Source organism: Halothiobacillus sp. (genome assembly GCF_028710545.1).
Taxonomy (GTDB): domain Bacteria; phylum Pseudomonadota; class Gammaproteobacteria; order Halothiobacillales; family Halothiobacillaceae; genus Halothiobacillus.
Window position 1 is genome coordinate 33404 of sequence record NZ_JAQTTX010000015.1, and the last position, 24421, is coordinate 57824.

Below are 24421 nucleotides of genomic sequence, written 5' to 3' on the forward strand. Positions count from 1 at the left end.
GTCGAACTCGACGCGTCAACGTCTCGCAAAGACCCCAGACCGGAACGAAAGACCATGTCGGTTTTCACCACAGTACACGAACATCAACTCACTCAATTCCTGACGCAATTCGATTGCGGTCGGCTCGTTTCCTTCGTGGGGATCGCGGCGGGTATCGAGAACACCAACTACTTCGTCACCACCGATCGGTACGCGCTGGTGCTGACGCTGTTCGAGCATCATCAACCGGATGAACTGCACTACTTCCTCGACCTGATGGCGTATCTGGCCGAACATGACATTCCGACCGCCCACCCGATGTGCAGCAAAAGCGGCTCCTATCTCGGCGAACTCAATGGTAAACCGGCAGCACTCGTCCGCCGCCTGACGGGCGGATCGCTGGAACACCCCAATACCGAAGAATGCCGCACGATGGGCACCGCGCTCGGACGGATGCATCGTACCAGCCCAGGTTTTGGCGGCTACCGCGCACCCGATCGGGCGTTGCCGTGGTTGCAACAAACCGGTGCAATCCTGGCGAAACATCTTGCCAAAGACATGGAAGGCGAAACCGTCGCCCTGCTTGAGGACGAGCTCAGCTTTCAGCAAAACCACCCGCGCGACCATCTGCCGCAAGGTGCCATTCATGCCGACCTGTTCCGGGATAATGCCCTGTTTGAAAACGGCCGTCTGACGGGCATCATCGACCTCTACTACGCCTGCAACGACGCCTTGGCCTACGATCTGGCCGTTACCGTCAACGACTGGTGTCGCAACGAGCAGGACGGGATTGATGAAACGCGCGCGCGCGCAATGCTGGCCGGTTACCAGGATGAACGCCCGCTCAATGATGACGAACGCGCCGCCTGGCCCGGACTGCTCCGTGCCGCCGCCATGCGTTTCTGGCTTTCGCGACTCAAGGATCAATGCTTCCCCCGCGAAGGCGAAATGACTTATCAGAAAGATCCCGAAGTCTTCCGTCGCCTGCTGATCACCCATCGGGCACAGGCAGACGCCACCCGCGCCTGGCTCAATGGCTGAATCGCTTCCGGTCGGTTCGCATCCTCTGTCGCCCATCATTCTGCACGGGCGAACCGGGGAACCGGTCATCATCGACCCACCGCTGGCGCTCGCCCCCATGGCCGGTGTGTCCGATCGCCCTTTTCGCCAGCTCTGTCGCGAATATGGCGCGGGGCTGGTCGTCACGGAAATGATGAGCGCCAAACCGGAACTACAATCCAGCACCAAAAGCCGCCTGCGACAAATCGACAGCAACGACATCGAACCCCGGGCGGTGCAACTCTTAGGCAATGATCCGTTTGAGCTGGCCGAAGCCGCCCGATTTGCGGTCGCGCAAGGCGCGCAACTGATCGATCTCAACCTCGGTTGCCCCGCCAAAAAGGTGTGCAAGAAAGCGGCAGGATCTGCACTCATGGCCGAGCCCGACACCGTCGCCCGTCTGCTGGACGCGCTGGTGGCCGCGGTCGATTGCCCGGTCAGCATGAAAATGCGTACCGGCCCCGACCGCAACTGGCGCAATGCCGTTGCGATCGCAAAAATCGCCGAAAATGCCGGTATATCCATGCTGTCGATCCACGGGCGCACCCGCGCAGACCGCTACGAAGGTGAAGCGGAATACGACACCATTGCCGAAGTGGTTGCCGCCGTCGACCTGCCCGTGTTTGCCAATGGCGACATCACCACACCGCAAAAAGCGCGGCAGGTAATCGCTCATACGGGCGCTGCGGGCATCATGGTCGGGCGAGGCGCATTCGGTCAGCCCTGGATTTTCTCTGCGCTGAAAGCAGAGCTCACCGGCCAGGCACTCCCCGGCGCACCAGATCGTGCCGAACGCTTTGCTGTCGTCCAAAAACAATTTGAAAAAATCTATCAACATTACGGCGACTCATTAGGAATTCGCATCACCCGGAAGCATCTGGGCTGGTATGCTGCGTCCCTTGATTTGGGTGAAGAAGATCGAGCTGTGTTCAACCGCTTCGAGCACCCACAACAGCAACGCCAATGGTTAGCGCGTCACGCTAACGGATAACCTCCCTTACCCGGCTGAACTAATCCGCTTATGAATGCAAAACCACCCACGGAAGAAATCCCCCTAGCCAACGGCCACTGGCAGTGTCTGAACACGGATGAAGCTCATGGCGACAACCCCGTTCAGCAAGCCGTGCGTGCAGCGCTTGATGCCTTGTGGGAAACGTTGGAAGGCGACCAGCCAAACAATCTCTATGACCTCGTCATCGCGCAGATCGAACGCCCCTTGCTGGAAACGGCGATGATGCGCTGCGATCAAAACCAGTCCCGCGCGGCCGAATGCCTTGGCATCAATCGCAGCACCCTGCGCAAGAAACTCAAACAGCATCAATTACTGCCTGGCGAAGGAATCTGAGACGAGAGCGATTTGACCCGACCCCTTTGCAAAAAGATAGGTCTCCCCCTTTGCAAAAGGGGGAACAAGGGGGATTTGCTGGCCTCGATTTACTGTGGTAAATCCCCCCTGCCCCCCTTTTCCAAAAGGGGGGGGGAAGGATGTGGCTTTTTAAAGGGGGGAGGAAGTAGCTTTGAAAAAGAGATGGACGAGAGGGATTTCATAGCGACGCGCTCAGCTGCAATTCCCCTGCGCCAATAACCGCCGGATAATCTCCCCGGCCACAATGTGACCGAAAATATTCGGCATGTAACTGATCGTGCCATTGACGGCTCTTGGGCGAATGCCGGTGTCGGTGGGTACATGCGGGGCTGGTTTGCTTGGCAGTTCAGTGGAGTACACGACCGGGATATCCAGTGTGCAATCGAGTCGACGAAGGCGCGTGCGCAGTACACGGGCAAGGCCACAACCCTGCACTTCGGCCAGTGTGCCAACCCGCACGGCACGCGGGTCGAGGCGGTTGCCAGCGCCCAGCGCCGTCATGGTCATAATGCCCCGTGCCCGGGCTTCGGCCAACAATACCGCCTTCACGCCAATCGAATCAATGCAGTCGGCAATCGCGTCCATGGGGTGCTGTTCCAGCAATTCGACCACGCCGGATTCTTGCAGGAAATAAGGCAAAGGCACGGTGGTGATGTCATTACGGATCGATGCGAAGCGCGCTACGGCGACCTTGGCCTTGCTTTCCCCGATCACCGCTTCGGTGGAGAGCATTTGCCGGTTGAGGTTCGAACGGCCGAATTTGTCGTGGTCCAGCAGGTACACCGTGCCCACACCGGCCCGCACCAGCGATTCGGCGCACGCGCCACCCACCCCACCCAACCCGGCGACCAGAACCCGTGCCTTGCGCAGCGTTTCCAATCCCCGCGCACCGATCAACAACTCGGTGCGCTCTTCCAATCGTTCCGACATCACTGGTTTTCCAAACAAAAGAAGATCATTATGCGCAAAATTCGCCCGCCTCGGCGACTAACAACTAGAATCAACAATCGTCATGGCTTTTATTGATGGTGTTGATTAAGCTTCACCCATGAATTTTTTTCGCTCAATATAGGCTCTTTATAGGACCTTGACTGCACAATGACCGCTCCCTCGACAAAAAACCAAGACCGGACAGAACCCGATGATCACGGGACCGTTCAGCCCCTTGTCGAGCAGATGGAACGCCAGCAGGCTTTGTTGCAATCCTTGCTTGGGCAGATCGACATCCTCATCTCTGCCGCCGACGAGCATGAGCTGCTGGATGTCGTTTGTACGCAATTATTAGCTTCCGGTTTGTTTGTCGGGGCCTGGCTCGGTCAGGCGGCATCACCCAAAGCAAATGATTTTACGGTGCTCGCGGCGGGCAGTAATGGGCAAACCATTCTGGATGGGCTTACCCAAGATCAACGATCGGCGTTGAGTTCATATCTCGCGAGCGCTCAATTTCAGGATCAAGTACTGATCGAGGAATCTGATCACACCGAGCTCACCGAAGCCTGGCGTCCGTTCGCGCCGGATGATGCACATCTGAGCATATTTTTCATTCCTGTCTTTCGCAATGAATTGCCCTGGGCCGTCCTGGTGGTGGTTCATAGTCACAATCAGGCTTTGGACCGTCTGGTGAGCGGCACCCTGATTCGCCTGGGCGAATTGATCGATACGGCTCTGGGCCAACTGGATTTGCGCAAACAGCTGAGCGAAGAATACGAACGCACCGCGTATCTGGCCTATCATGACGCGCTGACTTCGTTGGCGAACCGCCGTTTTCTCGACGAAGAGCTACCCAAGGCGATGGCACGCGCCGGGCGACATGACCAGTCACTCGCGGTCGTGATGCTGGATATCGATGATTTCAAACCAATCAACGACGAATATGGTCATGCCGTCGGCGATGAACTGCTCGTCTGCTTCGCCAAACGTTTACACAAAACCTTGCGGTCTTCGGATTTGGCCGTTCGCCAGGGCGGCGATGAATTTATTTTGCTCATTGAAGGCATCAACGCCAAAAATGAGCTGACACAGGGGCTTCAGCGCATTCAGGAAAGTCTGGACAAACCCTATGACCTGCCCGAAGGCAGAACCGGCGTCCGGTTCAGCATGGGAGTCACCGTGTTCCCGGAAGACAATTCCCCCCCCGATCTGTTGATTCGACATGCCGATGCGGCGCTGTATGCCAGCAAAGATCGTAAATACGAACGGGATAATCCCTGGGTGTTCTGGCACGAGCTGAGTAATAACGACCAACCCACTTCAGGCGAATTGTTTGATCGCACCCCGGCCTATGGAGCCGAAGCGGCCGCCTTGATCGGCAAAGTATCGGCTGAAATAACACAGTTGACCGAAGGCTTTGTGGATCGGTTTTACCGGGAACTGACTGCCGTAGATGGTGATTCGGCAAGAATCATCTCCTGGCTCAGCGCTGAGGAATATGAACATTTGCGTTCAAGGCAAACCGAGCATCTTGAATTTTTACTCTCGGCTGATCTCACCGAAAAAGCCCACCGCGACAGGGCGCGCAGGGTCGGCGAGATTCACGCCTTCATTGGCGTCTCGGCAAGCAGCCTTGTGCGCGCCATCACCGTGTATATGCATCAATTCGATGATGCCTCGCTTAAATTCCAGCTGGGCCGCAGGGATTTCAACAACTTAGAATCGATCATCACCAGCCGTCTGAGCGTCGAGCTCTCTGAAGAACTCGACGCAGAAGAACTGGTAAGCGCACAATTTCAGGCGGCGCTCAATCAAATCGATGCCTTGAGCAGAGGCAATACATCGTGGCAAAACTTCAACGAGCAACTGCTTGATATTCTCTGCGCGCTTCCGGCCATTAAAGCCGCCTGGATCGGCGCCCCGGATGAACAGGGTCAGTTCATCATTAATTTCGCCCACTACGAGGAAGAGCTCGAAAAGATGCTTGAAGCGTATCCTGACAGGATTGCGCCACCCAGCATTGTTACGCAGGAAACAGATAGGCGGGGATCGACAGGACTTGCCTTCGAAACCGGACAAATTCAACGCATCAATAACTTTGCAACCAGCCCCAGCGCCGAAAGATGGCGGGCCGTGGCACAACACACGGGCATTCGCAGTTCGGTGAGCATCCCTATTCTGGATGCACAACGCCGGACGGTCGCCGTGCTCACGCTCTACGGCGCGTATCCTGGCATGTTTGAAGCATCTCAGCGTGCATCCTTCAGCCATCAGCTTGGTTTTATCGTCAGCCAGACCTGGGGCCAGCTTGATCAGGATTCGAGCGCCAACGTCTCCATTCATGAAATCGACTTGTGGCGTGAAGCCCTTTATGGCGACGGCCTGCGCTTCGTCTACCAACCGATCATCGATCTGAACACCGGGCTACTCAAAAAAGTAGAGGCGCTCGCTCGACTGGATTTACCCGATGGCCGCACCATCATGCCCGGTCAGTTTATTTCCCGGCTCAATGAACGCCAGATCATCCACCTGTTCAAAAAAGGCCTTGAACTATGTTTACGCCAACTGAGCCTGTGGCATCAAAGCAAACACATGAACAGTGTGGGCTTGTCTCTTAATTTGCCCTTGGAAGCGTTACTGCATGAACAGTGTATTGCTTGGGTTCACGATGCGTTAACGCATGCCAATATACCGGCCAGCCATTTATGGCTTGAGGTATTGGAACACTCCGAAACGCTGGATCACGAGTTCATGTTTCAACAAATGCAAAAGTTGCATGAACTTGGTGTGCATCTGGCCATAGATGATCTGGGCGCAGGTTACAGCAGCCTGATCCGCATGAACAAGATGCCGTTTGATACCGCCAAGATCGACCAGGCGATTATCCGCTCGGCGTATGACGATCCGCCCCGGATCATCAAATTCATCGGCGCCTTGATTCGAATGACGCAACTGATTGATTTGGAAGTTGTCGCGGAAGGACTGGAGCACCCGGATCTCATCGAAGTCGCAAGAATACTTGGCGCCGAGCAGGGACAGGGCTATGGCATTGCTTTTCCCATGACACCTGTGCAACTCGAAAACTGGCTTAAAAACCACGGAGCCAATCAACCCAAGGGCTACCCAATAACACCCATGGGCGCCATGGCCGCGCACATACTGCTGACCGAAAATGCAACCCAAAAGTGTATCCATGTCCTGGATGGGAACGACCCTGTCGTGTGCCCGGTACATCAGTTTATCGAACAGAACGGTTTGATCGACAGCAAAATTGATCGTGCGCATCGAGCGATTCATACCACCAATCAAAAAAATCAGAAGCTCTATACGAAGCGAGTGAATAAGTTCCAAGCGCTGTTTAGCAGGTTGATCGTCGAGCCGCCCCCCAAAATCGACGAGGGAAAAACCTTGTCGAATGACACGCAATAATGGATGCCCCGCAAACACTCAACTGCCTGATCGTCGGTGGCGCGGTGCGTGATCGGCTGCTGGGTCGCCCCGTCCATGATCGGGATTGGGTGGTGCTGGGCAACACGCCCGAGTCGATGCGTGCGCAGGGTTTTTTGCCGGTGGGTAACGATTTTCCGGTTTTTTTACATCCAAAAACCCGTGAGGAATACGCCCTCGCGCGTACCGAGCGCAAATCCGGGCGCGGCCATCAAGGTTTCACCTTCCACGCCGCCCCCGACGTAACGCTCGAAGACGATCTGCAACGACGCGATTTAACCATCAATGCCATGGCGCAAACTGCCGATGGCACACTGATCGACCCGTTCGATTTCAAAAGTGATCTTGATGCCCGCATCTTGCGCCACATCGGCCCCGCCTTTGCCGAAGACCCCTTGCGCGTGCTGCGCGTCGCCCGCTTTGCCGCTCAACTGGCGCCCTTCGGCTTCACACTGGCACCCCAAACCCGTGACCTGATGCTGGCAATGACCGCCAATGGCGAGCTCAACGACCTGACCGCCGAACGGGTTTGGCAGGAAACCCAGAAGGCACTGGCCAGCCCCGCGCCCGCCCGTTACTTCGATATTCTGCGCGATGTCGGCGCGCTGGCCGTGCTGTTCCCGGAAGTCGACGCCCTGTTCGGCGTGCCGCAACCGGAGAAATACCACCCCGAAATCGACAGTGGCATCCACACCCTGCTGGCGCTGACCGCCGCCGCCAGACTAACCGAAGACGTCGGCATCCGCTTCGCCGTGCTGTGTCACGATCTGGGCAAGGCACTGACGCCACCGGAAGAATGGCCACGGCACATCGGCCATGAAGCCCGTGGCGTGGCCCCTGCCACCGCACTCTGCGAACGGTTACGCGTGCCCAAACCCATCAAGGAATTGGCGATTCTCGTCACCGCACAACACGGCCGGGTGCACACATCAATGGAAATGCGCCCGGCTACTCTGGTGGATCTGATCGAGTCACTCGATGGATTAAGACGACCAGAACGGATGGAAGCAGTGCTGCTGGCCTGCCACGCCGATGCGCGCGGGCGTTTGGGCTCGGAAAACTGCGCTTACCCGCAAGCCGACCGCGTCCGTGCAGCCGCTGAGGTGATCCGTTCTGTCTCACCACAAGCGTTTGTCGCTCAAGGACTGAAAGGGCTTGCCATCAAAAACGCCCTGCATCAGGCGCGGGTGCGTCTCTTGGCCGAGCAACTGCCGCGAGAAGCAGAGACGGATCAAAAAGCATCTGATTGAACCCCGCATGCCCAGCTAAGTGAGTATGATCCGGCATGCTTTGCATTCGCTGCGGGGGCTTGTGCCTGCTCCGCATTATCCAACGCCGTTCCTGACGGCGCTTGTCCCATCAAGGGAGATTGAGATCACGGCCTCACACCCTCACCCCGACCCTCGCCCATCAAGCGAGAGGGGGACACTTGGCTCACCCGCGTTGTGTGAAAGCGTGTCAGGAAAATGCTGCATGCCCATTTCGTCCCCTCTCCCCTTGTGGGAGAGGGTTAGTGTGAGGGGTTAAAACCAATCTCAACGCCTGACATGCCATCCTGCAAAACCAAGGATGGCCTGAGCGCCGTACTCAACCGTTCAGCAATTCCACCAAAGAAGGCTGCCCGTCGCGCCACCGAAGACGCAGCAGGCAGGCATATTCGGTATCGACATAATGCGTGGCGATCGGCTGGGCCTTGAGTGCCCAGACCGCGGCCACACGGATGACGACGGCATGGCCGATGATCAGGATTTTCCCGCCCGCTTCCCCGGCACTGGCGTGCTTCGCGAGTGCGGTGGTCACCCGTGAAAAGAAGGCATCCATGCCCTCTCCGCCCTCGGGCATTCTGTTGACGGGATCGGCCTTGTACGCCAGATAATCGGCCATGAATTCTTCTTTGACTTCACGGTGACTCAGACCTTCCCAGCGGCCGAACCCGCGCTCGCGCAGGTTGGCGTCGATTAGAAGCGGCAGCCCACGCTCGGCGGCAAGCGCTTCGGCAAATGCCCGGCAACGGATCAGCGGGGAAGAAACGATTTTCGTCCAGTTCGCCTTGCCCGCCGACTCCTGTGCCGCCACACGCTCGCGCATCTGCGCCCATCCCCGCTCACTTAACGGATCGTCGATCCGATCACCGCGATAACGTTTACCACCAACCGGTTCGCCGTGGCGCATGAGGTCAATTTCCACCCGCATCAATGCAACCAACCGGAAAGCGTGAGCATGGCAACGACACCCAAGCCGATCAAAAGCGCCCGCAGAACAAGTGCCGAGGCATTTTTGTACCAGCGGGACTGATCGGCCAGGCAAGCCTCACCCTCGGCACAATCATCCTCGCGCTCGAGCTCCAAAGCCGCGTGGCCCACTCGCCCGACCAAAGCGGCATTTTTTTGCGCCAGGGACGCCTCGTTTTCATCCCCGCCATTGATCCAGGCATCGAGTCCACGATTGAAACCACCCGCCAGCAACAACAGGACAGCATAGAGCCGAGCAACGGGCCAATCGAGCACGGCCTGCACCCGACCCGGCAGGTTCATCCCGCCCGATTCCGTTGACGTCGGCCGGGCCAGCCAATCGGAAAGTCGATAGAACACAGCGCCCGCCGGACCGAACACAACAAACCAGAACAACACGGCAAACCATTCCTGAAAACCAAGCGCGATGATCCGCTCGGCGAGTTGCTGGGTCGTGGCCGTTTCGGCATCCAGCGAGGTGCCTTCCGCCAGTTTGGCACGGCAGTGCGCTGCGCCCGCCTCGTCTTCATGCTCACAGGCTTCGTGCAGGGCTGTCACCTGTTGGTTTATCTGCCGTGGAGCCAGCAGGAGCAACAGTACGACGATTGAAATCAGCAGATAGAAGATCAGCCCGAAGGGCGAGCTCCCCAGCGATGACATGAGCCAGGCAATCAGCAATGGGAACACAATCCAGATCAGACCCAGTGTCAGAGGGGCACCGAGTGTTTTCGAAAGTCGATCGCGAATGCTCAATACCTGATTTTCGATGGCCCGGTCGGCCCGCATATCATCGAGCGTCGTCCAGAAGCGTTCCAGAACCATCACGACAATCAGGATCAACAGTTTCATAACGATGGCTCCGTGGGGAAAAATCAGGTTAAAAACGTGGCCTTGCCTGCATTCGGCCGTGCATCAGGCGACACTAAGACCATCCGGCAGCCGCCCGGCCAGATGGCCCCAGTTGAACGCCGGCCCCGGGTCTGTCTTGCGGCCCGGCGCGATTTGCTCGTGCCCGCGCACGTCGGCGAGATCAGGATAGCGCTGCTTCAATGCCACCAGCACTTCCAGCAACTGATCGTATTGCACCGAGGTGTAGCGGTCGGTATCCGTGCCTTCAAGCTCGATGCCGATCGAATAATCGTTGCAGCGCTCCCGGCCGTTGAATTCCGACTCCCCCGCGTGCCAGGCCCGGCGCGTGAATGGCACGAACTGGATCATCGAACCGTCCCGCCGGATAAACACATGTGCCGACACCTGAAGGTGGGCGATTTGTGCATAGTACGGGTGCTCATTCGGGTCCAGTGTTCCGGTGAACAACTGCTCAACGCCATCTCCGCCATACTCGCCCGGCGGCAGAGAAATACCGTGCACGACAACCAGCGAGATGGCCATGTTCGACGGCCGATCATCGCAAAAAGGGGAACGGACATAACGCACGCCGCTTAATGTTTCGGTTTTTGGATCAACGATCATAATTGCCTCCAGATGAATCCATTCAAAGACACTCGCATTTTAACGCTTGCCATTCTACATTGCCTGATCTTATGTACTGAGCCTCGCACCCGCTGCATGAAATCGGGCTGAGTGAAACCAGTAACAAAAAGCTCACTAAGGTCTGCACAAATGCAAAACTGTTCCAAATCCCCATCGTTTACAAAGAGCGAGGCGCAACTGTTCAAAAAGCTGCGGACACGCCCCCTTTGAAAAAGGGGGACAGGGGGGATTTGCCGAGTCATACCCACTGCCCTAGGTAAATGCTGATTTATTCCATCCATGGAATAAATCAGCTCGCTCATCGCGGTACACGCCCGCGATGGCTCTCACGAATCAAAGACTTACGTCATTGTTCGTGTTGGGGCATCCTGCCCCAAGCGGGAAGCACTGAATAAATCAGCGCTTCCCTAAAAACTCTGCTTGTATGCACACCCTCCCAAGCACCTGATAACTTTCCTGTTCTGGAGAACACCATGAATCTTGCGGGCGTGTATGCCTTGATCATGCTTTCAACCCTCTTCTGGGGCGCGAACTTCGTGCTGGCCGGATTTGTCCTCGGCGATATTTCTCCGCAATGGTCCGCTGCGTTACGCTTTGGTCTGGCTGCGCTGATCCTGCTGGGCGTGGCCCTCAGCCAGAAAGCCCCTTTGGCCGCGCTGATCCGTCAACACGGCGCCAGCTACCTCACGCTGGGCATTATCGGTGTGGCGGGGTTCAACCTGCTGTTCTTCTTCGCTCTGCAAACCACCAGTGCCGACAACGCAGCGCTGATCATGGCCACCAATCCCCTGCTGACCACCTTTCTGGCCTGGTTGATTCTCGGCGAGCATCCCGGCTGGCAACGCCTGATCGCCTTGCCGGTGGCGTTGCTGGGCGTCACGGTGGTAATTTCCGATGGCCATCTGGCTCACGTGCTTGATCTGCATATCGTTCTGGGTGACTGGCTGATGCTCGCCGCGAATCTGTGCTGGGCGTTTTACAATGTATTGAATCGCCGACTGATGCCCAAAACGGTCAGCCCGACCGTCAACACGGCACTGATCGTATCGGCGGGCGCGCTGGTTTTACTGGTCGTGGCCGGATTCAACCCGCAAGGGCTTCACCCGCTCTCGCTGCAAGCCGGCTTTGCCATGGCCGGGCTGGTCATTGGCGGCACCGTACTCGCCTACCTGCTCTGGAACACCGGCATCGCCCGTCTGGGCGCGGGCCGCACGGCCCTGTTCATGAACCTGATTCCGGTCTTCGCCATGCTGAGCGCCATCACCATCGGCACCTACCCCACGCCCATGCAGTTGCTGGGCGGCGCGATTGTGTTCAGTGGTTTGCTCATCAGCATGATCCCGTACCGGAAAAAACCGTCTGTCCTACTTGAAGCGGCCTGATCAATTCGGACAAAATCTTGCCAACCATCAAAGTCCAAGATCATAGGAGATCTGCCATGTCATCAGAACGAGTCGAACGCGGTATGGATATCTTGCGGCAGATCAACCCGCAATCGGCGCAGGCGCTTTTTTCCGAGCTGGAATCCATCGCCCCGGATCTGAGCCGCTTCGTCGCCGAATTTGCCTACGGCGACATCTATGCCCGCCCCGGCCTTGGCTTTCGCGAGCGCGAAATGATCACCGTGGCCGCCCTCACCGCTCAGGGCAATGCCGCACCGCAACTCAAATCGCATATCGTCGGCGCGTTGAATTCGGGCTGCACCGAACAGGAAATCATTGAAATCATGCTCCAGATGGCGGTGTACGCCGGATTTCCCGCCGCCATCAACGGCATCATGGCTGCCAAAGAGGTCTTCACGGCCCGAAAGGCACATGAAGCTGATCCCGGCTAAAATCTCTGGTTTACTGAGAACCTTGTCGCACTTGGCCTTGAGCGTGCTCAATCACCCCGTTCAAGGCGGCCACCACCGCTTGCTGGCGAACGGCTGCCCGATCACCATCGAACTGGAACCGGGTCGCCCACGCGTCGCTGCCCTCGCCCGGGGTTGATGAATCGGCCCGAAACCGCCACGCAATCCAGACCGTACCCACCGGCTTTTCCGCCGAGCCGCCACCCGGCCCCGCAATCCCGCTGATCGCCACCGAATAATGGGAAGAACTATTCGCCAACACACCGGCAGACATTGCCAGCACGCACGCCCGACTCACCGCGCCGAATCGCTCGAATACCGACTCCGGCACGCCAAGCAACCGGGTCTTGGCCGCATTGCTATAAGTCACAAAGCCACATTCGAACCAACCCGAGCTGCCCGCCACCTCGGTGATCGCCGCTGCCAAACCGCCGCCTGTGCAGGATTCGGCCACGCTGATCATCTGCTGGTTGGCCGCCAGCACAGCGCCCAATCGACCAGATAGGCGCAACAACTCGGCCATTGGGTTTTCCATCGACGAATCAAGACTCACGCCGCTCACCTCACTCTTCACGGTGTCATCACACCATCCACATAAAACCAGCGGCCCTGCTCCTTCACGAACCGGCTACATTCATTTAGGCGTTGCGCCTTGCCACCGCCCACACGCCAGCGCGCCACGAAACACACCACACCCCGCTCATCGGTCGCACCGCCCGCCTCGACCCTGTCGATTCGCAACCCCAGCCACTTCGTCGGTTCGTCCTGATCCAGATCAAGCGACGGGGGCCGCGTTGAGGTATGCCAACTCGCCAACAGATACGGCTCGTTGACCAGAAAAAACGCGGTATAGCGTGAACGCATCAACTGCTCGGCCGTCTCGGGCAAGGCGCCCTGATCGATAAAACGACCACAGCAAACCGCATACGCCTTGCCGGAACCGCAGGGGCAGGATGAGGGAAAGGATTGCTCAGCCATCGTTGCGCAATACCTTGCCCGCCAGCGTCGGTTCCTTGTCCGTTCGGGTTTCAAGTTTCAAATAACTCACCAGCCGCACGCTGCCCTCACGATGCAAGACTTCATGCACCTCCGCCACCGCAGCCAGAATCGCATTCATATCGCCCTCGATATTCGTGCCGGAAGCATGCGTCTCAACCAGGAAATCATGCGCCTTGAGCAACCCGACCACGCGGGTCACCTCATCACGCACCGACACCCCATGGCCAATGGGAATCACTTGTAGTTCGGCTGTGGCTTTCATGTCGGGGATTCTCCGAAATTTTGAATTCAAAAAGATATTATCGGGACTGCCCAGTTGTTCAGAAGAGCGAGCCAATTAGGCACCCTTGGCCTACCCCAACCAAGACACCACTCCATCGCATTCTAAATTCTAGAATTCAGAACGACAGACCCAACAGCGTGATAGACAGCCCACACACCAGCAGCACGGAGCCCACAGAGCCGCGCGTTAAGTCTGGGCATACGCCTTGGCTGCGACATTGCGGCAGCGTTGATCCAGTTGATGGACAATCTGTTGAATCAACTTATCAGGCAATGGTGTCTGACGGAGACTCGATAAAACCTTCTCTGGATTTTTCCCGTTAAGCACAGGCATTCCCTCTCGACTAGTTCGTTCGATAAACCAACCGGGTAGAGCCAATACAGGCCGAACGCCCACAGGCTCGCCCACTGCACTGGAAAGCCACTCCTGAAGCCATTTCGCTTGTCTTTCCGCCTGTTCCAATGGCTTCGTTTCCGTCCAGCCAGGAAATTCGAGTCGCTTACCGTCGTAACGCACCTTCCACGAATTATCCGTTTTCTGATCTGGTTTCGCCCGCCCTTTCGTCTCAACGGCAAAAACGCCATTAGGCCCCACGACAACATGATCGATATTGAATTTCTCGGCAGGCAGGTCATGAAAAACCCAATAACCGTGCCGAAGCAATTGGTTAAGCTCCTGCCCCACTGCCATTTCGGCCTCAAGACCTAACCGGTAATTCAATGCAGTACGCGCCAGTCGCAGAATTTGAACAACGCAATAGGCAATAACTCCACAACCGAGCAAAAAGTATATGAGCACAGAGAAAGCCGGCATCGACTTGTGGTTATAAAAACCGTACGACAGATAAAGAGAAAACAACAATGAGGGTGCGAAGAACGCGCCCAGAAGATACCCATCCATGTCCAATCTCATATCTTCGAGCTTTGCTTCGACTGATTGCCCCGGAGCCCGCAACAAATCACGCGTCAACGGTGTTCGTTTGCGTGTTGCCTTGCTCCGCTTCAACCAAAGATAAACGCTACCGAACACCGCTCCAAAGGGCAGAGCAAAAACCAAAAACGGCATTAACACCCATTCCACATCATGCTCCTTTGCCGCTTGGCCTGATCGGGTCTATTCACACCCGAATCAAATTGAATCCACTTCGATTAGTTCGCCGCCCACATCCCCCAAAATCTCCCGGAACTGTTCCAGTGCGGCTTCCAGGTCCTCCACGATTTCCGCGGCAATCACTTCGGGGGCGGGCAGGCTGTCTGAGTCGGATAGCGACTCATCCCGCAGCCAGAAGATATCCAGGCTTGCCTTGTCGCGGGCGATCAGCTCTTCATAGTCATAGGCGCGCCAGCGACCATCGGGGTTGTCCTCCGACCATGTTGGTTGGCGGTTGTGACGGTTTTCCGGGTGATAGCACGCCACGAACTCGTCCAAATCCTCCCGTTTCAGTGAATTGGTCTTGAGCGTGAAATGCATGTTGGTGCGCAGGTCGTAGATCCACAGCTTGCGGGTCCATGGAGTTTCACTGGCGGGCTTCTTGTCGAAAAACAATACATTCGCCTTCACGCCCTGGGCATAGAACAAACCGGTGGGTAGACGTAACAGGGTATGAACGTCGCAATCGTGCAGCAGTTTGCGGCGGATGGTCTCGCCTGCCCCGCCTTCGAACAGCACATTGTCCGGCAGCACCAGAGCGGCGCGGCCGTTCTGTTTCAACAACGTCTTCACATGCTGCACGAAGTTGAGTTGTTTGTTCGACGTAGTGGCCCAGAAGTCGTCGCGTTCGACCGTGTCGCGCTCCTTACTGACTTGCCCACCCTCGCCCACGATGGTCGTACTGCTCTTCTTGCCGAATGGCGGATTGGTCAACACTAGATCGAAGCGATCACCTGGATCGGCTGCCAACGAATCGCCGACCGCAATCGGCTCGAATTCCTGGCTGCCGATGCCGTGAAGCAGCATGTTCATCGCACACAGACGGGCGGTGGCCTGCACCAGCTCCCAACCCTTGAAACTCTCTCCGCGCAGTTTCTTTTTCTCCGCCGAAGTCATGTTGGGGTAATGCTTCACCACATAGTCGTGCGCCGCCAGCAGGAAGCCACCCGTGCCACAGGCCGGGTCGCTTACAGTCTCACCCGGCTTCGGCGCCATCACATCCACAATCGCCTGAATCAGCGGGCGCGGCGTGAAGTACTGACCCGCGCCAGACTTGGTGTCCTGCGCGTTTTTCTCCAGCAGACCTTCGTAGGCATCGCCCTTCACGTCGGCGCTCATCGACACCCAGGTTTCTTTGTCGATCAAATCAACGATCAACCGCCGCAACTTGGCCGGGTCCTGGAACTTGTTTTGCGACTTGGTAAAGATAAGTCCGAGCAAGCCCTTCTGCTTGCCCAGTTCTTCCAGTGTGTGACGATAGTGGTCGAACAACTCATCGCCATCCTTCTTCACCAAGCTGGGCCAGTCATAACCCGTAAGTACCGGGCTGGGTTGGTTATAAGGCGGGCGGCTGCGCTCGTCGGCCATCTTGAGAAACAGCAGATAAGTAAGCTGCTCGACGTAGTCGCCGTAGCTCATGCCGTCGTCGCGCAGCACGTTGCAGTAATTCCAGAGCTTCTGGACAATCGTTGCGGTATTCATGACGACTCCATAACCCGCTCATAGGTATGCACGGGTCTGAATTTATAACTAAGGGAGAACTGAATCGTTCAGAGCGTAGTGGCAGCGAAGGACAGAATGTCATCCTTGTTCGCAAAAGGCGTCACGATCACATGTTCACGCTGCAGATCGTCGACGATGCCCTCGAAAGCCCGTTCACGCGCATCGTTCGTCTTAGGCCCCTGCACTGCAAACAAAACTTGTTCTGGCAACAACGCGCGTTTGCGCAACTGACGGACACGCATAATCCATTGATCACCGTGCTCGATAATTTTGGTCGGCTGATCATGCGCCAAATGCAGCGGTTTAATGGCCTTGAGTGGCTGGTCATCGCGCTGCTCCACAAACGGGAACGCCACGTGATATTCCTCATCACCAATATCTACCCGTTCAAAACGCTCCACCAAGCTCGCTTGAGAAAGCAACTTGCGCAACCCGCGCTCCATAACCGTTTCCTTGTATTCGCGCGTAACAAAGTTTCGTTCGACATAATGACCGTACAGTTCATTCAACGCGGTAGGCAAGTCATCGGCTAATAAGGCTCGAGGCTCGCTGAACTTGATCACCGTCTCGCGTGGTCGGACGATCTCGGCGAAAAGATTTCGGGCAAAATCCACATCGTTGAATTTGAAGCGCTTATCAAAGCCATGCTGACGCAACAAGGCTGCCGCGCGTTCGAGTTCCTCACGAACATTCTTCATCGTGTTCTTGAACACCAGCGCATCCAACTGCTCGAAAAAATGCGTAACACGGGCGTGTTTCTGAACCATCAGCTTGAAGGCGAAATGACGTGCTGCCGGTGCTATCAGGACGATACCCACGTTGGCAAATTCACCTGTCTCCACAAAGGGCGTGAAGCGAACAATCGCGTATAGGCAGGGTATTTTCTTCATCTCAGGCTCCAAAACCCATTGTTCCGGCAACGCAGCAACATGCGCTTTACAGCATCAAAATCAAAACCGGTCGGTACTGTTTGCTCGTCGTCAACGAACAACCACTCGGGTGGAACAGTATTGCAGATGTCCGCCCAATCAGCCATCACCTGCATGAAACGATCTGCGTAAGCCTGTTGCATCACCCAGTCATGGAAAAGCGTATTGGACTGTACCCAGAATGCATGGACATCAATGAACTCATCATCCGTACAGGTGAGATCAAAAGCCTGATTGTGGTCAATCACGACCAGTGCTTCTTGCGAGACATCCCAGAACAGATTCGGGTTGCCACCCAAATCGCTCAAGGAGCGATCCGCATTGCGCACCCACCAGTCAAAAGCCAGCACGTCACGTTGCGTACCATCGGGCACATGGAATAGATGACTCTTCGAAAGTTCAACCACGGGCCGCTTGCACGAACCGAAGGCCAGCCCCACACCCAAATCGTCAACATCTTCCCGCATAGCGATGGAAAGCAATTCCTCGGGAACATGCACAAGCCGGAAAGGAGCAACCGGCAACCCAAGCCGTAACGCTAAATGCCCGGCGACCCACTCACAAATTTGACTGTGCCGGGTCGCACCGCGACCCTTGACGAAATAAACCTGATCATCCGCTCCACGGCAGATAAAGGGCCGAGTTACGCCCTGCTCGGAACGACCGATAATTTCGATAATCTCGACAATTTCCGTGCTCAAACCACACGCTCCCGTAAAACATCCGCTGACAACAAGTCACCGGAAAAAGCCCGGCTCAGGATGGACTGGCGCAGGCGTTCGGCGCGCTTGAGGTTGGCGTCCACTTGGGCCTCTGTTTCGCGCAGGAGGGAGAGGCGACGGTCGACTTCGGCGACGATTCTGTCCTGTTCTGTAATTGGTGGAATCGCAATTGCCGTCACTTTCAGCTTGTTAAGCGTGAGTCGGGTAATTGCGACACCAGCAATATTTGCGAGCATTCGGTCCCTGACAATTGTGCTGTTCAGATACGCAACTAAATAGTCAGGACTCACCAAAGGAAGAGCTCTAAATACGCCAACGCTAGAAAGGAGCGAAAAGGGTTCATCAAGTGTGTTTTTGGCGGTGAGCCCAGTGTTTACTCCGTCCTTGACGTATAAGACGTCATCTTTCCTGACGTCGCAGCGCGCATAGATCTCGTCGTGGGTTGCTTTGTCCACATAGGTAATGTCTTCTAAAGCCAGCCTGAATTCGCGCACGTTTTTGGACGTTATGTATTTGTACTCGCCGTGGGGATAGTTCTTAGGTGAGTGATGCGTGCCGTCTGTGATCTTCACGCAAGCTTGGTCTAGACTCGCCCACACCCACCCCTCCGGCAATTCGGGAAGATTGGTGGTGTCGGGAGCGGTGGGATCTTTGTATTTGCCCTTGCCTTGCCATTGGCTGCGGCGGGTTTCGAGGATGCGTTGCAGGAGTTGTTTGCCGGTCTCGTAGCTGCGGCCTTCGCGGCGGGCGCGTTCGGCTTCGGTTTCGACGAGGCGGCCTTCGACGGCGGCTTTGAGGACGGCGGCTTTGTAGCGCTTAAGGCTGGCCTTGACACGTTTGAGGTTGGCGACGGCTTCGTCGAGGCGGGAGAATTGTTTTTCGATTTCCGCGACGATGCGTTTTTGTTGGTCGAGGGGTGCTACTGGAATCGTACTCTGCTTCAGATAAGTCGTGGATACACGCTTTTGACCCACAGCCCCGGTCATGTACCGTTCCGCTTCACCACGAAATATCTGGCTCGAAACGTAGTAGTAAATGTACATTGCATCCATACCCGACTTGGGACGGAGAACGTGGAATTCGGTGGATCCGAATCCGTAGCCATTCACCAACTTGGGAACAACGGCCATCTTTCCGTTTTCCATGCAGGGCGTGATTTTTGCAAACAGCACGTCCCCTTCAAGGAAAGCAGTAAATCCCTTTTTCACCTCGCCCGCTGGGCGTGTTTCCTCGACGCGAATTGAGCCATCCGCAGCGCCGACAGCTGGCATCGGAACAAACGAAACCGGTAAGTCATCGGGTATCACGGCCTTATCGACACGCGGATTAACGTCGGCGATTTCTTCGATGGTCATAACCGGCCAATCACGTTTGCCTGTTGTTTCAAGTGCGTAGCCCGCGCGCGTCTCTTCGACTTTCATGCAGCCAAGTTCTCGTTCAATTGCTCAATAAGCGTATTCAACTCATCACCGAACAGTTGATGCAACCTGCCCGGTCCAACTTTGTCATTTCGACCAAAGGGAGAAATCTTGTTTTCAGGTCGCATCAGGATTCCTCCCTTTGGTCGGAATGACAGCCTTGTAAAGCCTTGTAAAGCCGCTTGTCGCGCGGTCGTTTCGGGTTGCGTCAGGGCTCCTCTCTTTGATAGGAATGACAGGGCAGGCCGAGGTCGCGCCGCAAGACTCTTATTCAATTGCTCAATAAGCGTATTCAACTCATCACCGAACAGTTGATGCACCCTGCTCAGCCCAACTTTGTCATTTCGACCAAAGGGAGAAATCTTGTTTTCAGGTTGCATCAGGATTCCTCCCTGTGGTCGGAATGACAGCCTTGTAAAGCCTTGTAAAGCCGCTTGTCGCGCGGTCGTTTCGGGTTGCGTCAGGGCTCCTCTCTTTGATAGGAATGACAGGGCAGGCCGAGGTCGCGCCGCAAGACTCTTATTCAATTGCTCAATAAGCGTATTCAACTCATCACCGAACAGTTGATGCACCCTGCTCAGCCCAACTTTGTCATTTCGACCAAAGGGAGAAATCTTGTTTTCAGGTTGCATCAGGATTCCTCCCTGTGGTCGGAATGACAGCCTTGTACAGCCTTGTAAAGCCGCTTGTCGCGCGGTCGTTTCGGGTTGCATCAGGATTCCTCCCTTTGGTCGGAATGACAGGGCAGGTCGAGGTCTTCGCCGAGGTCGCGCCATTCCGGATTAACCTGGATGACAAGAGCGTTCTTCTTTTCTCTCCGCCATTTCTTGATTTCCTTCTCGCGGGCAAGCGCAACATGAACTTCAGGTGTTTCTTCGAAATACACCAGTTTGTACACGTTATATTTCTCCGTGAAGCCTTTTACGACATGGGTTCGATGTTCATGAACCCGGCGCAAGAGGTCGTTGGTCATGCCGACGTACATCACTTTGTTGTTCCAGTTGGTAAGCAGGTAGACGAAATAGCGGTGTTCACGAGGCACGGGATTCCTCCCTAAGGTCGAAATGACATACGGGGGGCGATGACAACGTGTTCAAGCCGCCAAGCTCTCATTCAATTGATCGATCAGGCTATTCAGTTCATCGCCGAAGAGTAGATACACCTTGCCAAGTCCTCCATGTTGCGAGAACGGCGCATATTCAAAATCGTCCGGTTCGATGCCGAGGTTGGCAGCAATGTGATCGCGTATCATTTCCAGCCAACGCAACTGTTCCGAGTTAAATGGCTTACCGGCATTCTCCTGTGCAGCCAGCCATGTCTTGAAGTTGGCATCGACGCGTTCGGGGAACGGTATCAGTTCATTGTCCTGATGAATGGCGAAGCGCACGAGGGAAACCAGATCGGTGAGAATACGTTGGCCGCTGGCGCCCTTGACCTTGCTTTTTTCCAGCGCGGCGTAGGCCTGCCAGAGTTGGGATTCGTTCCACAGATACGGTGGCGCTTCGATGCGGTCGGCGAGGTCTTTCACGGCTTCGAAAGTGAGGCGCTGTTTGTAGGGCTGGCTGTAGAGGATATGCAAGGCGGTGATTTCGTCTTTGTTGTCGGCGATGAATTGCTCGAAGGATTGCACCAAGCCTTTGGCGCGGTCGAGTGCGGCGGCACTGAAACCGGCTTCGATGACCTGATCCTGACTGACGTGGTCGATGGTGATTTCGTTCTTGGCTTTGATGTCGAGAATGAGTTGGCGCAGCGCGGGATCACACAAGGGTTTGGCAGCCTGTATGCGATCCCGCCCCGCCGCACCTGAATGGGTATCGGGGTCGAGCGAAGCGACGAGTTGATGCGCCAAGTCCTTGAGACCAAAGCCACCGCTGGCGACGCGAATTTTGGCGTCGTCTTCGGCGCTGATGCGGTGTTCCATCCGCGCCAGACGACCGGCAATACTGGTGATGACATCGTCTTCGGTATTGCCGAACGCGACGGCTTGTAGCAAGCGCTCGAAGCTGACGCTGGGTTTTTTCTCCATCGGGCGGGCATCGGTCTTGTCCTGCTCGCACACGCCGACGGCATCGACAATCACGAAGTGATCCTTGGCTTTGGCGTCCGGCGTGACGGCCTTGAGGTCGTCGGGTTTGATGACGCGCACACCACGGCCCTTCATCTGTTCGAAGAAACCGCGCGACTTGACGGCGCGCATGAACATGACGATTTCCACCGGCTTGATGTCGGTGCCGGTGGCGATCATATCGACCGTAACCGCAATGCGTGGCATAGGGCTGTTACGAAATGCCTTGATGAGTTCCTTGGGCGTGGCACCGGTGGTGCGGTAGGTGATCTTCTGGGCGAAATCGTTGCCCTTGCCGAATTCCTCGCGCAGGATTTCGACGATGTTTTCGGCATGGTTATCGTCCTTGGCGAAGATGAGGGTTTTGGGTACCCAGTCGCCGCTTCGACCGGGGAAAATTTCGCTGAACAGCTTGTCGCGGAAGGTGCGCACGATGGTGCGAATCTGATCGGGCGTGACCACGGCGCGGTCGAGCTGGTTGGGATCGTAGGCGAAGTCGTCATCGAGTTCTTCCCAGCGGGTCTTGCGGGTTTCCCGATCACGTTTTTCCACGTAATAACCCGCTTCGACCTTACCGCCCTGTTCGGTAATGGCGGTTTTGATGCGGTAGACGTCGTAGTTGACGTTGACGCCGTCGGCCACGGCCATTTCGTGGTTGTATTCCATCACCAGATTCTGGTGGAAGAAACCGAACGTCTGTTTGCCGGGCGTCGCGGTGAGGCCGATGAGATAGGCATCGAAATATTCCAACACCTGCGCCCACAGGTTGTAGATGGAACGGTGGGCCTCGTCGGTGACGATGATGTCGAAGGTTTCAATAGGAATGCTCGGGTTGTATTCAATGGGCTCCGGGCTTCGCAGGAGACCGGCATACGGCGTTGCGGCGCTCGCGGCACTGCTCATTGACTCACCAGTCAACTCCGCTGCTCGCTCACCCCTCGCCTTGTCTGCCAGCCCCCTGCTGTGCCCGCCATTGGTAAGCAGATCACCCAGTTCATAAATCGCCAGGTCTTCCAGATCAGCTGGCAGGTCTTTCCCCTTGAGCATGGAGTACATGCGCTGGATGGTGCAGATGCAGACACGGGCGGTGGTGTCGATCTGGTTGCCCTGCAAGCGCTGGACGATGTATTCCTCACTGAACTTGAAGTTGTTGTAGGGCGAGACGTATTGCTGGAATTCTTTCAGGGTCTGATCGGCGAGATTGCCGCGATCGACCAGGAACAGAATGCGCCGCGCCCCGGCAAACTTGATCAAACGGTAGATGAAGGAAATCGAGGTAAATGTTTTGCCCGAACCGGTCGCCATCTGGATCAACGCACGTGGGCGGTTTTCCTTCAGCGATTGTTCGAGATTTCTGATCGCTTTGATCTGCGCGGGCCAGAGCCCATCTTCCACCAACGGCGGCATGGTTTGAAGCTTGCCAAGGAAGGTTGCGCCTTCAGCCATATAGCCTGCGGGGGCTTCCTGTACACTGTTTTGCGTCGTGCCCAACCATTCGGCGAGCAGCTCCGGCGTGTGAAAGGCGAATACCGACCGCGAGCGTGGCACCGGATCAAGACCGTTGGTAAAACGGGTTTCAACGCCAGTGGACTGATAGGAAAACGGTAACGGGTTGCCCCAACGCGGCAAGCCAGTTGGTAACCCTTGCGTGTACTTGGTCGATTGAGTTTCGACGCCGGTCAGGGTGACGCCTTCTTTTTTGGCTTCGATCACACCGGCTGCTTTTCCATCCACATACAGCAGATAGTCGGCAAAGCCTTGACCAGGCAAGGGAAATTCACGAATCGCTACGCCGCGCGCCGCATGGATATGAGCGGCGGCAGCGTCCTGCACGAGCCACCCCGCCGCATGCAGCAGCCGATCAATGCTTTCCCTGGCCTGTTGTTCCGGTTGAGTCATAACCTGACGTGATCTCTTGACTACGTTTCATGGCGACGTTGCGATGTGTCGCTGCATCATCGCATAAATGAGCAGACGTATAGCAGGGTTATCGAAAGCAAAACGGCATCAGATTGGCCGTGGGCACGCTCAATTCTGGGAATTTATTCACCGGTCACTCGGCTGTTGCACTTATCCCGATAATCCCGTGCTGATCTCGTACAATACCGGGCTTCAATTCGGATTAAGACGATTCCATTCGAACCAACTGCGAATACGAGTAGATACACCCCGTGACCGAAGTCGATCTCAGCCAACATACCCCGATGATGCAGCATTAGCACTTAAATTACTGTAATGCCATGTTTTATATGCATTTAAATCACCAGATGTCTAATACAAAACATGGAATTACCATCGAATAAGACCTCTGTGCAACAAGATTTCTATTTCGAGTTTTAGACAAGAAACCCTAGTTTTTTACACTCTAGTTGTGGCTAATGTTTTTCATCCCACTCCACCACACTGCCAGACTGGATGGCCGAAGCCAATCCAGCAAAATCAGGACGCACCACCTGCTCTTGCGTCACCTTTGCCACATAGCCGTTGGCAAACCCCTTGCTGAAGTTGCCGGTGTTGTAGGCCGAAATTGCGCGTCGGAGCGATTGCTGCCCTTGGCCAATGTCCTTTACTGCTTTTTGGTAAAAGCTCTGCAATATCTGTGCGCCTGCCTTGATGTTAGTGCAAGGATCAAATACCGCGTCCACACTCAGATTCAACGAGGTTAGGTTTTTTACATTAACCTGCATCAAACCCATGTCGATGTTGTAACCCATCCCGATTAGTCGGTTCGCTTCTTTGATGGCTTCAGCCTGATTCGCAGGCTGGCGTGGTAAAACATAATCCCCATTGATACCAATCCGCCACGGATTACCACCCGATTCGACCCGCACAATGGCAGCGAGGGTTTGCGGTGCCACATTGGGTCCGCATTGAGCGTAAAGAGCCGCCAAGTCCATGGTTTCTCCCTAATAGTTAATGGCCGTAACAACGGGCACGCCAAAAAGGCGTCCCCAGGCGTGGACAGCCTTGATTTGAATTTCTGGCAAATGGGTTT

23 protein-coding genes are annotated in these 24421 nt (G+C 55.9%); 7 read left to right on the forward strand and 16 right to left on the reverse strand.

Annotated features, from left to right (window positions below; translation table 11 throughout):
- Positions 1–54: 54 nt before the first annotated feature.
- From PHD44_RS04555 to PHD44_RS04565, 3 genes are read left to right on the forward strand one after another with little or no spacing between them, the layout of a single operon-like run.
- Complete coding sequence (locus PHD44_RS04555) at positions 55–1020, forward strand: homoserine kinase (protein WP_300188504.1); 966 nt, start codon at positions 55–57, stop codon at positions 1018–1020.
- Positions 1013–2029 carry a tRNA dihydrouridine synthase DusB gene (gene dusB / locus PHD44_RS04560; RefSeq protein ID WP_300188505.1) on the forward strand — a complete coding sequence of 339 codons (1017 nt, stop codon included), beginning with the start codon at positions 1013–1015 and terminating at the stop codon, positions 2027–2029. The genes PHD44_RS04555 and dusB overlap by 8 nt, the downstream gene beginning before the upstream one ends.
- A 30-nt stretch (positions 2030–2059) precedes the next feature.
- Positions 2060–2383: a helix-turn-helix domain-containing protein gene (locus PHD44_RS04565; RefSeq protein WP_300188507.1), complete on the forward strand. Its 324-nt coding sequence runs from the start codon at positions 2060–2062 to the stop codon at positions 2381–2383.
- 213 nt (positions 2384–2596) lie between these two features.
- Here the strand turns inward: PHD44_RS04565 and PHD44_RS04570 are convergent, their stop codons facing one another.
- Entirely contained in the window at positions 2597–3334 is a 738-nt protein-coding gene (locus PHD44_RS04570) for a ThiF family adenylyltransferase (protein WP_300188510.1), read from the reverse strand.
- Positions 3335–3502: 168 nt separating this feature from the next.
- Here PHD44_RS04570 and PHD44_RS04575 point away from each other — a divergent pair, with 168 nt between their 5' ends.
- Positions 3503–6763: an EAL domain-containing protein gene (locus PHD44_RS04575; protein WP_300188513.1), complete on the forward strand. Its 3261-nt coding sequence runs from the start codon at positions 3503–3505 to the stop codon at positions 6761–6763.
- Positions 6763–8031, forward strand: coding sequence for a multifunctional CCA addition/repair protein (locus tag PHD44_RS04580; protein WP_300188516.1), 1269 nt, complete (start codon positions 6763–6765; stop codon positions 8029–8031). The genes PHD44_RS04575 and PHD44_RS04580 overlap by 1 nt, the downstream gene beginning before the upstream one ends.
- A 337-nt stretch (positions 8032–8368) precedes the next feature.
- Here PHD44_RS04580 and PHD44_RS04585 read toward each other — a convergent pair whose 3' ends face one another.
- The 3 genes from PHD44_RS04585 to ampD form a co-directional block, all read right to left on the reverse strand.
- Positions 8369–8953 carry a histidine phosphatase family protein gene (locus tag PHD44_RS04585; protein WP_300188518.1) on the reverse strand — a complete coding sequence of 195 codons (585 nt, stop codon included), beginning with the start codon at positions 8951–8953 and terminating at the stop codon, positions 8369–8371.
- 20 nt (positions 8954–8973) lie between these two features.
- Complete coding sequence (ampE, locus tag PHD44_RS04590) at positions 8974–9861, reverse strand: regulatory signaling modulator protein AmpE (protein ID WP_300188521.1); 888 nt, start codon at positions 9859–9861, stop codon at positions 8974–8976.
- Positions 9862–9924: 63 nt separating this feature from the next.
- Positions 9925–10485 (reverse strand): 1,6-anhydro-N-acetylmuramyl-L-alanine amidase AmpD, encoded by a 561-nt coding sequence (ampD, locus tag PHD44_RS04595; protein ID WP_300188523.1) that lies wholly within the window; start codon positions 10483–10485, stop codon positions 9925–9927.
- 494 nt (positions 10486–10979) lie between these two features.
- Between ampD and PHD44_RS04600 the strand changes: the two genes are divergently transcribed.
- Positions 10980–11888, forward strand: coding sequence for a DMT family transporter (locus PHD44_RS04600; protein ID WP_300188525.1), 909 nt, complete (start codon positions 10980–10982; stop codon positions 11886–11888).
- Between the two features lie 56 nt (positions 11889–11944).
- Positions 11945–12340, forward strand: coding sequence for a carboxymuconolactone decarboxylase family protein (locus PHD44_RS04605; protein ID WP_300188527.1), 396 nt, complete (start codon positions 11945–11947; stop codon positions 12338–12340).
- Positions 12341–12350: 10 nt separating this feature from the next.
- Here the strand turns inward: PHD44_RS04605 and PHD44_RS04610 are convergent, their stop codons facing one another.
- The 12 genes from PHD44_RS04610 to PHD44_RS04665 all read right to left on the reverse strand — a co-directional run bounded on the left by PHD44_RS04610 (position 12351) and on the right by PHD44_RS04665 (position 24323).
- Positions 12351–12911, reverse strand: a complete 561-nt coding sequence (locus tag PHD44_RS04610; RefSeq protein WP_300188530.1) for a CinA family protein — start codon at positions 12909–12911, stop codon at positions 12351–12353.
- A gap of 17 nt (positions 12912–12928) precedes the next feature.
- A complete protein-coding gene (locus tag PHD44_RS04615) occupies positions 12929–13336 on the reverse strand; it encodes a YchJ family protein (protein WP_300188531.1) in 408 nt (135 codons plus the stop codon).
- Positions 13329–13619: an MTH1187 family thiamine-binding protein gene (locus tag PHD44_RS04620; protein ID WP_300188534.1), complete on the reverse strand. Its 291-nt coding sequence runs from the start codon at positions 13617–13619 to the stop codon at positions 13329–13331. Before PHD44_RS04620 ends, PHD44_RS04615 begins: the two co-directional genes overlap by 8 nt.
- Before the next feature lie 207 nt (positions 13620–13826).
- Complete coding sequence (locus PHD44_RS04625) at positions 13827–14720, reverse strand: nuclease-related domain-containing protein (RefSeq protein WP_300188537.1); 894 nt, start codon at positions 14718–14720, stop codon at positions 13827–13829.
- 48 nt (positions 14721–14768) lie between these two features.
- Entirely contained in the window at positions 14769–16271 is a 1503-nt protein-coding gene (locus tag PHD44_RS04630) for a class I SAM-dependent DNA methyltransferase (RefSeq protein ID WP_300188540.1), read from the reverse strand.
- Positions 16272–16339: 68 nt separating this feature from the next.
- Positions 16340–17182 carry a DUF3037 domain-containing protein gene (locus tag PHD44_RS04635; RefSeq protein ID WP_300188543.1) on the reverse strand — a complete coding sequence of 281 codons (843 nt, stop codon included), beginning with the start codon at positions 17180–17182 and terminating at the stop codon, positions 16340–16342.
- Entirely contained in the window at positions 17179–17922 is a 744-nt protein-coding gene (locus PHD44_RS04640) for a HipA family kinase (RefSeq protein ID WP_300188546.1), read from the reverse strand. The genes PHD44_RS04635 and PHD44_RS04640 overlap by 4 nt, the downstream gene beginning before the upstream one ends.
- Positions 17919–19364 carry a restriction endonuclease subunit S gene (locus PHD44_RS04645; RefSeq protein WP_300188549.1) on the reverse strand — a complete coding sequence of 482 codons (1446 nt, stop codon included), beginning with the start codon at positions 19362–19364 and terminating at the stop codon, positions 17919–17921. The genes PHD44_RS04640 and PHD44_RS04645 overlap by 4 nt, the downstream gene beginning before the upstream one ends.
- Positions 19361–19993, reverse strand: coding sequence for a hypothetical protein (locus tag PHD44_RS04650; protein ID WP_300188551.1), 633 nt, complete (start codon positions 19991–19993; stop codon positions 19361–19363). Before PHD44_RS04650 ends, PHD44_RS04645 begins: the two co-directional genes overlap by 4 nt.
- 80 nt (positions 19994–20073) lie before the next feature.
- Positions 20074–20403: a GIY-YIG nuclease family protein gene (locus PHD44_RS04655; protein WP_300188554.1), complete on the reverse strand. Its 330-nt coding sequence runs from the start codon at positions 20401–20403 to the stop codon at positions 20074–20076.
- Between the two features lie 51 nt (positions 20404–20454).
- Complete coding sequence (locus PHD44_RS04660) at positions 20455–23325, reverse strand: type I restriction-modification enzyme R subunit C-terminal domain-containing protein (RefSeq protein WP_300188557.1); 2871 nt, start codon at positions 23323–23325, stop codon at positions 20455–20457.
- Between the two features lie 476 nt (positions 23326–23801).
- Positions 23802–24323, reverse strand: a complete 522-nt coding sequence (locus tag PHD44_RS04665) for a lytic transglycosylase domain-containing protein (RefSeq protein WP_300188560.1) — start codon at positions 24321–24323, stop codon at positions 23802–23804.
- Positions 24324–24421: the final 98 nt, after the last annotated feature.

Bases quoted from the DNA above. Each gene is read 5' to 3' on its own strand.
- PHD44_RS04645 (WP_300188549.1), bottom strand. From the start codon at position 19,364: ATGAAAGTCGAAGAGACGCGCGCGGGCTACGCACTTGAAACAACAGGC.
- PHD44_RS04620 (WP_300188534.1), bottom strand. From the start codon at position 13,619: ATGAAAGCCACAGCCGAACTACAAGTGATTCCCATTGGCCATGGGGTG.
- PHD44_RS04555 (WP_300188504.1), top strand. From the start codon at position 55: ATGTCGGTTTTCACCACAGTACACGAACATCAACTCACTCAATTCCTG.
- PHD44_RS04605 (WP_300188527.1), top strand. From the start codon at position 11,945: ATGTCATCAGAACGAGTCGAACGCGGTATGGATATCTTGCGGCAGATC.
- PHD44_RS04580 (WP_300188516.1), top strand. From the start codon at position 6,763: ATGGATGCCCCGCAAACACTCAACTGCCTGATCGTCGGTGGCGCGGTG.
- PHD44_RS04630 (WP_300188540.1), bottom strand. From the start codon at position 16,271: ATGAATACCGCAACGATTGTCCAGAAGCTCTGGAATTACTGCAACGTG.
- PHD44_RS04585 (WP_300188518.1), bottom strand. From the start codon at position 8,953: ATGCGCCACGGCGAACCGGTTGGTGGTAAACGTTATCGCGGTGATCGG.
- ampD (WP_300188523.1), bottom strand. From the start codon at position 10,485: ATGATCGTTGATCCAAAAACCGAAACATTAAGCGGCGTGCGTTATGTC.
- PHD44_RS04565 (WP_300188507.1), top strand. From the start codon at position 2,060: ATGAATGCAAAACCACCCACGGAAGAAATCCCCCTAGCCAACGGCCAC.
- ampE (WP_300188521.1), bottom strand. From the start codon at position 9,861: ATGAAACTGTTGATCCTGATTGTCGTGATGGTTCTGGAACGCTTCTGG.
- PHD44_RS04650 (WP_300188551.1), bottom strand. From the start codon at position 19,993: ATGCAACCTGAAAACAAGATTTCTCCCTTTGGTCGAAATGACAAAGTT.
- PHD44_RS04615 (WP_300188531.1), bottom strand. From the start codon at position 13,336: ATGGCTGAGCAATCCTTTCCCTCATCCTGCCCCTGCGGTTCCGGCAAG.
- PHD44_RS04575 (WP_300188513.1), top strand. From the start codon at position 3,503: ATGACCGCTCCCTCGACAAAAAACCAAGACCGGACAGAACCCGATGAT.
- dusB (WP_300188505.1), top strand. From the start codon at position 1,013: ATGGCTGAATCGCTTCCGGTCGGTTCGCATCCTCTGTCGCCCATCATT.
- PHD44_RS04600 (WP_300188525.1), top strand. From the start codon at position 10,980: ATGAATCTTGCGGGCGTGTATGCCTTGATCATGCTTTCAACCCTCTTC.
- PHD44_RS04635 (WP_300188543.1), bottom strand. From the start codon at position 17,182: ATGAAGAAAATACCCTGCCTATACGCGATTGTTCGCTTCACGCCCTTT.
- PHD44_RS04660 (WP_300188557.1), bottom strand. From the start codon at position 23,325: ATGACTCAACCGGAACAACAGGCCAGGGAAAGCATTGATCGGCTGCTG.
- PHD44_RS04570 (WP_300188510.1), bottom strand. From the start codon at position 3,334: ATGTCGGAACGATTGGAAGAGCGCACCGAGTTGTTGATCGGTGCGCGG.
- PHD44_RS04665 (WP_300188560.1), bottom strand. From the start codon at position 24,323: ATGGACTTGGCGGCTCTTTACGCTCAATGCGGACCCAATGTGGCACCG.